Source organism: Massilia sp. CT11-108 (assembly GCF_047302915.1).
Taxonomy (GTDB): domain Bacteria; phylum Pseudomonadota; class Gammaproteobacteria; order Burkholderiales; family Burkholderiaceae_D; genus Telluria; species Telluria orientalis.
Genome location: NZ_JBKYMO010000170.1, coordinates 1 through 11,424 on the forward strand (window position 1 = coordinate 1; position 11,424 = coordinate 11,424).

The following is an 11,424-nucleotide window of genomic DNA, read 5'->3' on the forward strand; positions in this document are numbered from 1 at the left end:
GCTGCGCCGTCCGCGGGGCGGGCCACTTGCGTCGGGCCCGGCAGGCCGCGGCGGCCGCTGCTGGACATGATCGACGTGAGGCTGAGCACGCGCGACGGGTACTTGGCCGCCATCAGCTGTCCGACCATGCCGCCCATCGACATGCCGACGACGTGGGCGCGGGCGACGCCCAGCGCGGACAGCACGCCGATCGCATCGTCGGCCATGTCTTCCAGGCGATACGGCGGTTTGAGCGGGATGCGCAGCAGCGACTTCAGCCAGGCGAGCCCGAGGCTCGGCGTGCCGGCGTGTTCGAATTTGGTGGACAGGCCGCTGTCGCGATTATCGAAACGGATCACGTAAAAGCCCAGCTCGACGAGGCCTTCGACGAATTCGTCCGGCCAGGCCGTCAATTGCAGGCCGAGGCCCGAAACCAGCAGCAGGGGTACGGATTTCGGATCGCCCGCCGTGTCGAAGGCGATGCGGATCCCGTTGGCGTTCAGGCTAGGCATTGTCGATAGCTGGGTCGTGAAATCCTCCGCTACCGGGAAGCAGCGAAGGCCTGGGACCAGCATATCATTTTTGGCAAACGGGTGGTGTCAGCCTTGCGTGCGCCGGGCGGCACGCCGCTCGGCGAAGAACCCCTTGAGCATGGCGCTCGCTTCGTCGGCCAGCACGCCGCCGACGACGTCCGTGTGGTGATTCAACTGCTCCAGCGCGAACAGGTCGAGGATCGAGCCGCACACGCCCGTCTTGGGATCGGGCGCCGCATACACGACGCGGGCCAGGCGCGCGTGCATCATCGCGCCCGAGCACATTGCGCAGGGTTCGAGCGTCACGTACAGCTCGCAACCCGGCAGCCGGTAGTTGCCGAGCTTGTCCGCCGCCGCGCGCAGGGCGACGATTTCGGCGTGCGCGGTCGGGTCGTGGCGGCCGATCGGCTGGTTGAAGCCGGTGGCGATGATCGCGCCGTCGCGCACGACGACGGCGCCCACGGGCACCTCGCCCGCCGCCCAGGCCTTGCGGGCCTCCTGCAGGGCCAGGCCCATGTACGTATTGTCGTCCGCTTCAGGCATCCGTGATTTCGGCCCAGCAGTTCGGCGTCTCGTGCAGCACGAGCTTCTGCAGGCGCAGGCCGGTGCCGTAGCGGTCGGTGTAGGCCGCCTTCAGGATGTTCCATGCCACCTGCGCGAGGTTTTCCACGGTCGGGATGCGGTCGATTACGACGGTTTTATGGTTCGGCAGGCTGGCGAGGAAGCCGCGCACGGACTCGTCCTTCTCGTACACGAGGAAGGCGTGGTCCCAGACGTCGACGAGGTGCTCTTTCGCGAGTGCCTTGATGTCCGAGAAATCCATGATCATGCCGTTGTCGGAGTTGCCTTCGACGTCGATGACGGCACCCGTCAGCGTGATTTCCAGCGTGTAGCGGTGGCCGTGCAGGTTGCGGCACTGGCTTTTATGGTCGGGGATGCGGTGGCCGGCGTCGAATTCCAGCTTGCGGGTAATGGTCAGCATGTGTGCTCAGGGGATGTTCAGGAGTTTATGGGTCTGGAGGCTGAGCTTCCACTTCGGGTTGCGGCGGCAGGTGTCGATGGCCAGTTGCGTGTTGAACTGGCCCAGCGGGCCGTCCATCGGCTGCACGAAGAAGTTGTCGAAATCCAGGTGTTCGTACGCGGCCAGGTCCTGGCCCGTCTGCGGAATGACGACCTTGAGCTCGTTGCCCTTTGCAACCACCAGTGTCGAGCCCATCTTCGGGCTCACGCAGGTCCAGTCCACGCCCGGCGGCACGGGCAAGGTGCCGTTCGTCTCGATGGCGATGGTGAAGCCGACGGCGTGCATCGCGTCGATCAGGGCCGCGTCCAGCTGCAGCAGTGGCTCGCCGCCCGTGAAGACGACGTATTTGCTGGCCGGATAGGTCTCCGGCCACAACCCATTGATTTCCGCGGCGAGGCTGGCGGCATCCTTGAATTTGCCGCCCCGTTCGCCGTCGGTGCCAACGAAATCCGTGTCGCAGAACTGGCAGACGGCCGTGGAACGGTCCGCCTCGCGGCCCGTCCACAGGTTACAACCCGAAAAGCGGCAGAACACGGCCGGGCGGCCCGCATGGGCGCCCTCGCCCTGCAGGGTGTAGAAGATCTCTTTGATGCTGTAAGTCACAGTAAAAGTCCGGTAAGGCTCGCGTCAACCTTCCATTATACCGCGCCCGGGCCGGGTGGCAGAAGAGGCGCACTTCCCACGCCCGGCGCTGTAAAGACGGCAAAATTGATGGCAAGCAAAAACGTGCCATTCGGAAAGTCGTACCTTTTGATACGGAAAGTTCCTAATCGAGTCGTCCTAGTCCTCGCCGGAGGGATCGTGATGAAAACCCTGCTGCTTCAGTCGCTGCGTGTCACGCTCGGGGCCCTGCTGTTGCTCACCGCGTGGTTCGGCATGTCGGAACACGCCCGCATGCTCGCGGTGCCAGAGCGGCTGCAACTGGGTGTGCTGGTGCTCGTCGTGTTGTCCGTGCTGTTCGCCGTGCTGTTCCGGCGCATGCACAGCGAGGACCAGATCGCGCGCCTCGAAGCCGCGCTGTGCCGGGAGCAGAAGGCCCGCAGCCAGGCCGACCAGGCGCTGGCCGAGTCCGATATGTTGCTGGGGCGGCTGACGGGTGGCACGGACGGCCGCCGCGGCAACCTCGACCCGCTCGCGCAACTGGTGGCCATCCAGACCGAGCTGCTGCAGGTGCGCCGCCAGTACGCGCTGGAAGATCCGCTCCTCGCGTCGCGCATCGATTTATTGTGCACCCGGGTCGACCGGGTCGCCCAGGCGATCGTCACCCACGCCGACGAGCCGGGATAACAGCCCCGTCCACCCTTGCTGAAAATCAAGGGGGCGCCATTGTCTGTAGCGCACAATCGGTTCTCGCCAGCAAGTAATTGCTAATCAGAACCGAAGGACGGTACATGACAAGCACAACAACAATACAGCGGCTCATGGATGCCTCGGGCGCGCCGGCCGATCGCGCTTTCGCCCACCAGTTGATGGAGACGCTGGCCATTCCCATTTTCGTCCTCGACACGACGTCCCGCGTGATGCTGTGGAACCGCGCCTGCGAGCGGCTGACGGGCGTGCCCGCGCGCGACATCATCGGCACGCGCGACCACTGGCGCAGCTTTTTCGAAGAGCGCCGCCCCACCCTCGCCGACCTCCTGATCGAAGAACGCGCCGGCGAAACGCACCAGCCCCGCATCGGCCTGCCCGAGGATCCGCACCTGTCCGCGGAAAGCTGGTGCGACATGCCGCGCATGGGCCGCCGGCGCTACCTCGCTGCGGACGCGAGCCCGATCTACGACGAACGCGGCCGGCTGGCCGCCGTCGTGGAGACGCTGCGCGACATGACGGATGAAAAGCTGGCCCAGATCGCGCTCGAACAACTTGCCACGCGCGACGGCCTCACGGGCCTGGCCAACCGCCGCTGCTTCGACGAGACGCTGCACGCCGAATGGGCGCGCGCGCTGCGCCAGCGCCAGCCGCTGTCGCTGCTGATGGTGGATGTGGACAATTTTAAGGCGTATAACGACGCGAACGGCCACCTGGGCGGCGACGAATGCCTGAAACGGATCGCCACGGCCGTCGCCAGCGAAATGCGCGCCAACGACCTCGTGGCGCGCTATGGCGGCGAGGAATTCGCCGTGATCCTGCCGAACCAGTCACTGAAGGGCGCGGCGACCGTCGCCGAACGCATCCGCGCCCGCGTCGAACAATTGCAAGTCCCCAACCGCCTGGCGCCGGCACAGCACGTGACCGTGTCGATCGGCGCGGCCACCGCGATCGCCACGCCCGACAACAGCGCCAGCGAACTGGTCGCCATTGCCGATGCGGCGCTGTACCGGGCCAAGCATATGGGACGGAACCGGATCAGCTTGCCCCTCACCGAACTGGCATAAACCACGTCGCTCCCGCGCAAGCGGGAATCCCTGCCGAGTGTCTCGTTCAACTCGGTATGGGCCCCCGCCTCCGCGGGGGGGCGACGGTCAGCCGATGGTCGCCCTATCCCATCCGTGCCGCACCGCGGCCTTCATCTTCTCCCAGGTCGACGCGCCATCCTTGCCGTAGCGCGTATCCCAGTCGGCCCGCAGGTCGTTCTCGACGTCCGACCAGTCGCGGTTGCGATAGCGGACGTCATTGCGCATCTCGGCGCCGTAGCGATAGGCCGGCGCCAGGTCGTCATAGCTCGTGCCGCCCGGCTTGTACGTGTTGGTCCAGTGCGTGCGGTAGTGGCTGTCGTCGTCCGTGGACGTCGTCTCGCCCGTCATGCTTTCCCAGCCGTGGCGGACGGCCGCCTTGATGCGTTCCCACGCGGACGGTTCGTTGTCCGTGCCGTACCTGCTGTGCCAGTCCTGCTTGAGGTCGTGCTCGACGTCGTCCCAGTCGCGGTCGCGATAGGTGCCGCTGCTGCGCATCTCGTTGCCGTAGCGGTAGGCCGGCGCGACGTCGTTGAAGTCCGTGCCGCTGGCGGCGTAGGTCGACTCGTAGTGCGTATGGTAATAGGTCGAGTCGTCGTCCATGTCCGGGGTGATCTTGTCCCAGCCATGGCGCACGGCGTCCTTGAACTTCTCCCACGTCGACCCGCCCGTCGTGTAGCGCGAGTCCCAGTCGGATTTCAGGTCGGACTGCACGTCGTCCCAGTGGCGGCTGCGGTATTTCTGCAGGCGGCGCGCTTCGTTGCCGTAGCGGTAGGCAGGCAGGTAGTCGTCGTAGTTGTCGTCCGCGTTGGAGTACTTCGCGTTCCAGTGGCTGCGGTAATAGCTGTCGTTATCGATGTCCGGGGTGATCTTGTCCCAGCCGCGGCGCACGGCGGCCTTGAATTTCTCCCACGTGGACTCGCCCGGATGACGCGATTCCCAGTCGCTGCGCAGGTCCGACTCCACCTCGTCCCATGAGCGGTCGCGGTATCTGGCGCTCGAACGCATCTCGGTGCCGTAGCGGTAGGCCGGCTCGTAGTCGGCGTAGCCGCCGCCCAGGCTCGAATAATTGTCGTGCCAGTCCGAGTGGTACCAGTCGTCCGTGTTCAGGTCCGGGGTGATCCTGTCCCAGCCATGGCGGACGGCCGCCTTGAATTTCTCCCACGTCGACTCGCCCGGATGGCGCGCTTCCCAGTCGGTGCGCAGGTCGGATTCGACGTCGTCCCACGCGCGGTTGCGGTAAGTCGCGTCGCGCCGCATGTCGCTGCCGTAGCGGTATGCGGGTGCATAGTCGTCGTAGCTGCCGCCCAGGCTCGAGTAATTGTCGTTCCAGTGGTTGCGGTAGGTATCGTCGTACGTATCGCTCATGCCGCCGTCATGCGAGAACACGCGCACGTTCCCGCGCGAGACGGAGCCTCCCGTATCGCGCTGCATGGAGCTGCCGACGCGGGCCGTGCCGCCCAGCGACGTGTCGTCCGAGCCGGGAATCGATGCGGTGCCCTGCAGCGTGGCGCCGCTCTGGTTCAGCGAACCGCCCTGCGCCGACTGCAGCGACGAGGAGGTGGCCGGGTTCTGCGCCGAGCTCTGGGTGCCGCTCAGCGTGTTGCCGCCGATGGCGCTGTCCATCGATCCGCCCGACTGCTCCGAGGCGCCCAGCGGCTCCTCGTAGGTCTGCCCTTTCGGGACCGGATCGTTGATGTTCTGCGTGGCGAAGAAGTTGCGGTCGTCGTGGCCCGTGAACTGCAGCGATCCCGGTTCCGTGCCCGGGGGCGTGCCCTGGTACGAGCCGGACGAGGCGGAACCCGATCCGGGGCTGCCCGACTGCGCGGACATGCTGCCCGATTGCCGCATCCCGGACGCCGCGCCTCCGGGGACGCCCGCGCTGCCCGGCTCGCGCGTCCACTGGTCGTGGTGCTCGTCGATGTCGACGGGGCCGAAGCGCTCGATGATGTCGGCGGCGCGTTCGACTTCCGGCTCGGAGTCCGCCGTCAGGGTCAGGACGTGATGGCCGCGCGTGACGGCGTACGAGTACTTCATCGCGTGTTCGTTCGTGTCGGATCCGAACAGGCCCGTGAAGAAGTGCTTGATCGAGGCGCCGAAGCCTTCCTCGCGTTCGCCCTCCAGCAACTCGTTGTCGCCGGTGACGCTGTTCGACTGGCCGGTGGGGTCGGCGCTCGAGAGGCTCGCATCGGTGCGCGGGAAGCCCGACGCCAGCAATTCGTCCAGGGCGCTTTGTGCGTCGCTTCGGTTGTCGAAGACTGCTACCAGGGTGTGTCGCATGATGTTCCTCCGCTGTATTGGTGAAGAAGACACCGGCTTCCGCGAAGCGCGCCACGCCGACCTGCTCGCCTCCGAGCACGACGTTTTCCGCGTGGAGCTCCTCACGCCGGTTCCTTGTCGAGACTACTCCAAAGCGGCCGCGTTGCGCGCACCATTGACCGGCTACAACTCATGCGTATCGCACCCATGAAAAACGGGCCGTGTGGCCCGCGTTTCGTCCATGTTATCCATGGGTTCAGTGAGCACGCGCACCGACCGGCACGCGGCCATACGGCTGTCAGCCGAACGGATTGTCGACCGTTTTCACGTCGGGCGGCGGCAGCCGGTCCGGCAGGTCGCGCGCTTCCAGGCCGGCGACGATGCGGCCCAGCAGGTCGTGCAGCAGGCGCGCCCTGGCCAGGCCGTCCGTGTCGGCCGTGAGGTCGACGTCGCCCGCCACCGTGACCCGGTCGAGCCGGTTCTCGAGCGTCAGGTTGCCGATCTCGACGACGTCGGCCTCGTTCTCGTAGGGTGCAAACTTGGTCATAAGGTTCCTATTTACGGTTGCGGGACGGCTTGACGCGCACTTCCGGCAGCGCCAGCACGCGTTCCTTCTCGGCGTCGGACAGCGCGGGCAGCAGGTTGATGCCGATGATGCGCTCGAGCTCCGGGATCGGGATCACGTTCGCCTTCGCATCCGCCGCGTTCTCGACGAACCACGCGGCGCCGGCGCGCTGGCGCGGGCTGTACACGAGTTTATACAAATGGGTCGGCACGAGCACGTTGCCGATCTTCTTCAGGTCCGCGCCGAGGAAGGCCGGCCCCGTCACCACGTACAGGTCGCCCTCCTTCTTCGTCATCTTGCGCACGGCACCCTCGATGCCGGCCCACAGGTTGCGGTTGTTCTCGCCGTCCTGCGGGACGATGTTGGCGAGGCTGAAGCTGTCGCGCTGGCTGTCGCGGTCCGGCATGTCGCCGTTCGGGGCCATGTGGCCGCGGTCGTAGCCGCTGCGCGAGTAATCCGATAACTCCGCCCGCTGGCCGGCCGGCAGGCGCGATTCGGAATGGAACGAGTTTTCGCGCGACAAATCCTGCGCCGCCGCGATATTCTCTGCCTGCAGGTGTTCCGCCGACCACAGCGGCGTGCGCGTGATCCCCGAGTGCAGCACGCTGAACACATTGAAGCACAGGGTTTCCGTCTTGTTGCCGAGCTTGGGATTCGTGATGCGCGGCGCCTGGCCGGCCACGAAATGGTCGTCGCAGGATTGCGGTTGCGGGGCGCGCGCTTCCGTCTGGACGCGGGCCGGGGCCGGGTTCGTGGACTCGCGCTTGCACGCGCCGAGGGATAACAGCGATGCCAGCACGAGCGCCGGCGTGACAAACTTCTTGAACATGATGAAAAGACAAATCAACGATCGCGCCATTTTAGCCGACGCGCGCTTGCGCTTCCTCAGGGATTTCCTGTGTGCATAGCCGCGCACGCTTGAAATCTACCTGCATTTCCGAAAAGAATGCTATACAATCCCAGTTTCAAAAAGCTAAGTATATTTGTCCAAATTAAATGGCGATGGATAATTCCTCCATACCCGAGGACCTCCGACGCTTCGTGCTGACCAGCATCCCCTCGGTCCCTTTCCTGGAAGCGCTGTTGCTGATGCGCGCCAATCCGGACTACGCCTGGCGCCGCGATACGCTGGCGCGGCGGCTGTACGTGCGCGAAAAGACGGCGGAAGACCTGCTCGCCGACCTGTGCACGGCCAGGATCGCCGTACCGTGCGAGGAAGCCGGGGCCTATCGCTATGGCCCGGCCGATGCCGGCCTGCGCGAACGGATCGACCGCCTGGCCGATGCGTACGCGACGCACCTCGTCGAAGTCACCCACCTGATCCACTCTTCACTCGACCGCAAGGCCCAGCAATTTGCGGACGCGTTCAAATGGCGTAAGGATTCATGATGGCGATTACCATCTATTCGCTGTGTACATTGACGTCGCTGGCGTGCGCCTGGTTGCTGCTGGGCAGCTATCGCCGCACCGGCCACCGGCTGCTGTTCTGGAGCGGCGCCTCGTTCGCGGCACTGACCGTGAACAACGTGTTCCTCATGCTGGACAAGGTCGTGTTCCCGGACTTCTACCTGCTCCCCGTGCGCCAGGTGTCGGCCCTCGTGGCCATGCTCCTGCTGCTGTACGGCCTCATCTACGAGAAAGAATGACATGAGCGACCTGATTTCCGGCGCCATCGCCATGGCTTCCTTCGTGATCGCGCTGTTCTTCCTGCGCTTCTGGCGCAACTCGCGCGACCGCTTCTTCCTGTACTTCTCCCTGTCGTTCGGCATCGAGGGCGTGCACCGTATCGTGTCGGCGCTGACGTTCGACGAGGCCGAGGACACGCCCCTGCACTACCTCGTGCGTCTGCTGGCGTACGGGCTCATCCTGTGGGCGATCCTGGAAAAGAACCTGCCCGCGCGCCGCCGCGACGGCAAGTAGCGTGCGCCCGGCCGCCCTTCCCTGCGCCATAATCGGCCCGATGCCACTATCGGGAGGACGTCATGACAGGACAGGACAAACGCAAGGATCAAGGCGCCCAGCGCGCCGATCCGGGCCAGCAGCAGCGCGCCGAAAACCGCTCGGAGTCTCTGTTGCCAGGGGACGATGCCGGCGACGGCCGCTACGACGTGGCCGAGGAAGTGAACCTCGACCAGCAGTCGGACCAGCTGCGCCGCGTCGGCAAGCCGCCGAAGGACATCCCTAAACCGTAAGCCCCATCTTCAGGCCCTCGATCGCGTGGGCCTGCTCGATGTTTTCCAGCGCCGGCACGATGCGGCAGCGCAGGTGGTCGCGCACCTCGGCCGGCAGCGCATCCCAATAGGCCTGCGTCACCTGCAAGTCGTGCTTGTCGGCGTTGCGGCCGTCCGGCGCATCCACGCCCAGCACGAGCACGGGACGCGACTGCCGGCTGCGGTTCGCCGTGCCGCGGTGGATCGTCAGGGCCGAACGGGCCGAGATGTCCCCGACTTTCGGCAGCTTGCGCTGGGCGCGCGCCTCGTAGCGCGGGTACAGCGACTTGTCGGGAAACATGAGGTCGCCGCCGGCGAGGTCGTCCCATTGGGTACCGGGCGCGATCTCGAATGGGCCGATCTCTTCCGTCACATCCACCGTCGTGAGGTTGAAGGCGAGCGAATTCAGGCGGCGCCCGACCAGCGTTTCCGGCGGCGACGGGAAGTCGCGGTGCCACGGCTGGTGCATGGCGCCCGGGAACGGGATGTCGAAGCCGACCTCCACGATCTTGTAGTCCGGCCCCAGCACGGCCCGGCACACGGCGACGACCCACGGGTGCGTCGCCAGCTCGACGAAGCCGCGCAGCCGTTCCGGATGTACCTCGACGTAATAGCGGCACGGGCCGCGTTCGAGGGCGCCGTTCGGACGCGCACGCGCCTCGGCGAACAGGGTTTCGATGTCTTCCTTCAGTTGCGCTACCCACGCGGCGCTGAAGGCGCCCTTGCAGGCGATGATGCCGTCGCCGTACAGGCCGCCCATGATGGCGCCCACGTCGTAGCCGGCGCTCTCGTTCGATGCTTGCATGCTGATCTCCTCGCTAGACCTCGGCCATCCTACCGGCGATCGGCGGGAGACGGCGCCCGAATGTCACCGTTGACAGTTGGCCGTTCAGCTCCTACAGTCGCATCACGATGACTTCCACTTCCCGTGTGAGCGGCCGGATGCAGGGACGCGTGCTGTTCCTGTGCGACCGTCCCGTTTCCGACCCGGCCATCGGCACCGTAGCCGCCGAGATGGGCTACGACCTCGTGCGTGCGGGCACGCTGGACGAGGCGCTGGCCCACGCCCGCCACGGCGACGACCTGCCCGGCTTCGCCCTCGTCCTGGCCGGCTATTCCGGCAACGTCGACGCCCTGTTCGACAGCGTGCGCCGCCTGCGCGCCGCCCTGCCGGAGGCGCCCGTGATCGCGCACGGCGTGCCCGGCTCCCCGCCGTTCACGCTCGAGTCGCTGTACGACGCAGGCGCGCTGGCCGTGCTGCACGATCCCGTCTCCGTCCCCATCCTCAAGGCCAAGGCGCGCTTCTTCCTGGAAGCCTACGCCACGGCGGCCGAGCGACGCCGGGCGGAGACCGCGCTGCAGGACACCCGCGCGCGCCTGGAAGCCATCATCGCCGCGGCCGAGGTGGCCGTGTGGTCGCTGGACATCGCCACGGGCCGCGTCCGGGGGGACGCGCGCATGATCGAGATGTTCGGCCTGCGTCCCGAAGACGGGCAAGGCGCCGACGTGGCCACGTATTTCGCCGCGATCCATCCGGACGACGTGCCGCCGACCCAGGTCCTGCTCGGCCGCGCCATGGAGACGGGGGCACCGTACGATGCCACGTTCCGCGTCCGTACGCCGGACGGCGCGTGGCGCTGGGTGCTGGCGCGCGGCCACCTGGACCGGCATGCCGGCACGCGCGGCATGATGCGCGGCGTCGTGATCGACGCGTCGCTGCAGAAAGAGGCGGAGGAGCGGCTGCAGGCGAGCGAGGAACGCTACCGCACGCTGTTCGACGCGATCGACGAAGGCGTGTGCGTCGTCGAGATGCTGTACGACGATGCCGGCATCCCGAACGACTACCGCTTCCTCGAGGTCAATCCGGCGTTCGTGAAGGCCACGGGCCTCGCCCATGCCGTCGGGCGCACGATGCGCTCGCTCGTGCCGCAGCACGAATCCCGCTGGTTCGAGACCTACGGCCGCGTGGCGGCGACGGGCGAACCGGTGCATTTCGTCGACGAGGCGGCCCAACTGGGGCGCTGGTACGACGTGTACGCGGCGCGCGTGGGTCCGGCCGGCAGCCGCAAGGTGGTCGTGCTGTTCACCGACATCACGGAACGCCGCCGCACGGAGCTGGAATTGCGCCGCCTGGCCGACGACCTGGCCGAGCAGGACCGCCGCAAGACGGAATTCCTCGCCACGCTGGCGCACGAATTGCGCAATCCGCTCGCGCCCATCCGCAGCGGCCTGCAGCTGATGCGGCGCGCCCGCTCCGACCCGACCGCCATCGCGCGCGTGCAGGACATCATGGACCGCCAGCTCGACCACCTCGTACACCTCGTCGACGACCTGCTGGACGTGGCCCGCATCACGCGCGGCCAGGTCGACCTGAAGCCGGCGCTGGTGCCGCTCGCGGACGTGCTGAACGCGGCCGTCGAAACGAGCCTGCCGCTGATCGAGGCCGCACGTCGAGCTCGTGGCG

The 11,424-nt window shown here is 66.6% G+C and carries 16 protein-coding genes; 8 read left to right on the top strand and 8 right to left on the bottom strand.

Features of this window, described 5'->3' with window-relative positions; all coding sequences use genetic code 11:
- The 4 genes from ACEN88_RS15095 to queE form a co-directional block, all read right to left on the bottom strand.
- Positions 1–491 (bottom strand): alpha/beta fold hydrolase (locus ACEN88_RS15095; protein ID WP_413340802.1); only part of this gene is annotated, 491 nt, incomplete at its 3' end.
- An 87-nt stretch (positions 492–578) separates the two neighbouring features.
- Positions 579–1,055, bottom strand: a complete 477-nt coding sequence (gene tadA / locus ACEN88_RS15100; RefSeq protein WP_413340804.1) for a tRNA adenosine(34) deaminase TadA — start codon at positions 1,053–1,055, stop codon at positions 579–581.
- Positions 1,048–1,494: a 6-carboxytetrahydropterin synthase QueD gene (queD, locus tag ACEN88_RS15105; protein WP_413340806.1), complete on the bottom strand. Its 447-nt coding sequence runs from the start codon at positions 1,492–1,494 to the stop codon at positions 1,048–1,050. Before queD ends, tadA begins: the two co-directional genes overlap by 8 nt.
- A 6-nt stretch (positions 1,495–1,500) precedes the next feature.
- A complete protein-coding gene (queE, locus tag ACEN88_RS15110; protein ID WP_413340808.1) occupies positions 1,501–2,136 on the bottom strand; it encodes a 7-carboxy-7-deazaguanine synthase in 636 nt (211 codons plus the stop codon).
- A gap of 201 nt (positions 2,137–2,337) precedes the next feature.
- Between queE and ACEN88_RS15115 the strand changes: the two genes are divergently transcribed.
- Together ACEN88_RS15115 and ACEN88_RS15120 are read left to right on the top strand one after the other, a co-directional pair.
- Complete coding sequence (locus tag ACEN88_RS15115; protein ID WP_413340810.1) at positions 2,338–2,820, top strand: hypothetical protein; 483 nt, start codon at positions 2,338–2,340, stop codon at positions 2,818–2,820.
- A gap of 134 nt (positions 2,821–2,954) precedes the next feature.
- Positions 2,955–3,908 carry a diguanylate cyclase gene (locus ACEN88_RS15120; protein WP_413340812.1) on the top strand — a complete coding sequence of 318 codons (954 nt, stop codon included), beginning with the start codon at positions 2,955–2,957 and terminating at the stop codon, positions 3,906–3,908.
- An 87-nt stretch (positions 3,909–3,995) separates the two neighbouring features.
- Here the strand turns inward: ACEN88_RS15120 and ACEN88_RS15125 are convergent, their stop codons facing one another.
- Positions 3,996–6,206 carry a hypothetical protein gene (locus ACEN88_RS15125; protein ID WP_413340814.1) on the bottom strand — a complete coding sequence of 737 codons (2,211 nt, stop codon included), beginning with the start codon at positions 6,204–6,206 and terminating at the stop codon, positions 3,996–3,998.
- Here ACEN88_RS15125 and ACEN88_RS15130 point away from each other — a divergent pair.
- Positions 6,205–6,396: a hypothetical protein gene (locus tag ACEN88_RS15130; RefSeq protein ID WP_413340816.1), complete on the top strand. Its 192-nt coding sequence runs from the start codon at positions 6,205–6,207 to the stop codon at positions 6,394–6,396. The genes ACEN88_RS15125 and ACEN88_RS15130 overlap by 2 nt on opposite strands.
- A gap of 87 nt (positions 6,397–6,483) precedes the next feature.
- Here the strand turns inward: ACEN88_RS15130 and ACEN88_RS15135 are convergent, their stop codons facing one another.
- Together ACEN88_RS15135 and ACEN88_RS15140 are read right to left on the bottom strand one after the other, a co-directional pair.
- A complete protein-coding gene (locus ACEN88_RS15135; RefSeq protein ID WP_413340817.1) occupies positions 6,484–6,732 on the bottom strand; it encodes a hypothetical protein in 249 nt (82 codons plus the stop codon).
- A gap of 7 nt (positions 6,733–6,739) precedes the next feature.
- Entirely contained in the window at positions 6,740–7,579 is an 840-nt protein-coding gene (locus ACEN88_RS15140) for a DNA/RNA non-specific endonuclease (protein ID WP_413340819.1), read from the bottom strand.
- Between the two features lie 173 nt (positions 7,580–7,752).
- Between ACEN88_RS15140 and ACEN88_RS15145 the strand changes: the two genes are divergently transcribed.
- The 4 genes from ACEN88_RS15145 to ACEN88_RS15160 all read left to right on the top strand — a co-directional run bounded on the left by ACEN88_RS15145 (position 7,753) and on the right by ACEN88_RS15160 (position 8,942).
- On the top strand, positions 7,753–8,139 hold the full coding sequence (locus tag ACEN88_RS15145; protein WP_413340821.1) for a hypothetical protein: 387 nt from the start codon (positions 7,753–7,755) through the stop codon (positions 8,137–8,139).
- Positions 8,139–8,396, top strand: coding sequence for a DUF5985 family protein (locus ACEN88_RS15150; protein WP_413340823.1), 258 nt, complete (start codon positions 8,139–8,141; stop codon positions 8,394–8,396). Before ACEN88_RS15145 ends, ACEN88_RS15150 begins: the two co-directional genes overlap by 1 nt.
- A 1-nt stretch (position 8,397) precedes the next feature.
- Entirely contained in the window at positions 8,398–8,670 is a 273-nt protein-coding gene (locus tag ACEN88_RS15155) for a DUF5985 family protein (protein WP_413340824.1), read from the top strand.
- Positions 8,671–8,732: 62 nt separating this feature from the next.
- Positions 8,733–8,942 (top strand): hypothetical protein, encoded by a 210-nt coding sequence (locus ACEN88_RS15160; protein WP_413340826.1) that lies wholly within the window; start codon positions 8,733–8,735, stop codon positions 8,940–8,942.
- Here the strand turns inward: ACEN88_RS15160 and ACEN88_RS15165 are convergent.
- Positions 8,932–9,765 carry a phytanoyl-CoA dioxygenase family protein gene (locus ACEN88_RS15165; RefSeq protein ID WP_413340828.1) on the bottom strand — a complete coding sequence of 278 codons (834 nt, stop codon included), beginning with the start codon at positions 9,763–9,765 and terminating at the stop codon, positions 8,932–8,934. The genes ACEN88_RS15160 and ACEN88_RS15165 overlap by 11 nt on opposite strands.
- Positions 9,766–9,872: 107 nt before the next feature.
- Between ACEN88_RS15165 and ACEN88_RS15170 the strand changes: the two genes are divergently transcribed.
- Positions 9,873–11,424, top strand: a 1,552-nt coding sequence (locus tag ACEN88_RS15170) for a PAS domain S-box protein (protein ID WP_413340830.1), incomplete at its 3' end; no start/stop codon positions are given.

What these genes read in the sequence shown, in the direction of transcription:
- ACEN88_RS15115 (WP_413340810.1), top strand. Translation starts at nt 2,338, where the DNA reads ATGAAAACCCTGCTGCTTCAGTCGCTGCGTGTCACGCTCGGGGCCCTG.
- ACEN88_RS15140 (WP_413340819.1), bottom strand. Translation starts at nt 7,579, where the DNA reads ATGTTCAAGAAGTTTGTCACGCCGGCGCTCGTGCTGGCATCGCTGTTA.
- tadA (WP_413340804.1), bottom strand. Translation starts at nt 1,055, where the DNA reads ATGCCTGAAGCGGACGACAATACGTACATGGGCCTGGCCCTGCAGGAG.
- ACEN88_RS15125 (WP_413340814.1), bottom strand. Translation starts at nt 6,206, where the DNA reads ATGCGACACACCCTGGTAGCAGTCTTCGACAACCGAAGCGACGCACAA.
- ACEN88_RS15150 (WP_413340823.1), top strand. Translation starts at nt 8,139, where the DNA reads ATGGCGATTACCATCTATTCGCTGTGTACATTGACGTCGCTGGCGTGC.
- queD (WP_413340806.1), bottom strand. Translation starts at nt 1,494, where the DNA reads ATGCTGACCATTACCCGCAAGCTGGAATTCGACGCCGGCCACCGCATC.
- ACEN88_RS15120 (WP_413340812.1), top strand. Translation starts at nt 2,955, where the DNA reads ATGGATGCCTCGGGCGCGCCGGCCGATCGCGCTTTCGCCCACCAGTTG.
- ACEN88_RS15160 (WP_413340826.1), top strand. Translation starts at nt 8,733, where the DNA reads ATGACAGGACAGGACAAACGCAAGGATCAAGGCGCCCAGCGCGCCGAT.
- ACEN88_RS15145 (WP_413340821.1), top strand. Translation starts at nt 7,753, where the DNA reads ATGGATAATTCCTCCATACCCGAGGACCTCCGACGCTTCGTGCTGACC.
- ACEN88_RS15165 (WP_413340828.1), bottom strand. Translation starts at nt 9,765, where the DNA reads ATGCAAGCATCGAACGAGAGCGCCGGCTACGACGTGGGCGCCATCATG.
- ACEN88_RS15155 (WP_413340824.1), top strand. Translation starts at nt 8,398, where the DNA reads ATGAGCGACCTGATTTCCGGCGCCATCGCCATGGCTTCCTTCGTGATC.
- ACEN88_RS15130 (WP_413340816.1), top strand. Translation starts at nt 6,205, where the DNA reads ATGATGTTCCTCCGCTGTATTGGTGAAGAAGACACCGGCTTCCGCGAA.
- ACEN88_RS15135 (WP_413340817.1), bottom strand. Translation starts at nt 6,732, where the DNA reads ATGACCAAGTTTGCACCCTACGAGAACGAGGCCGACGTCGTCGAGATC.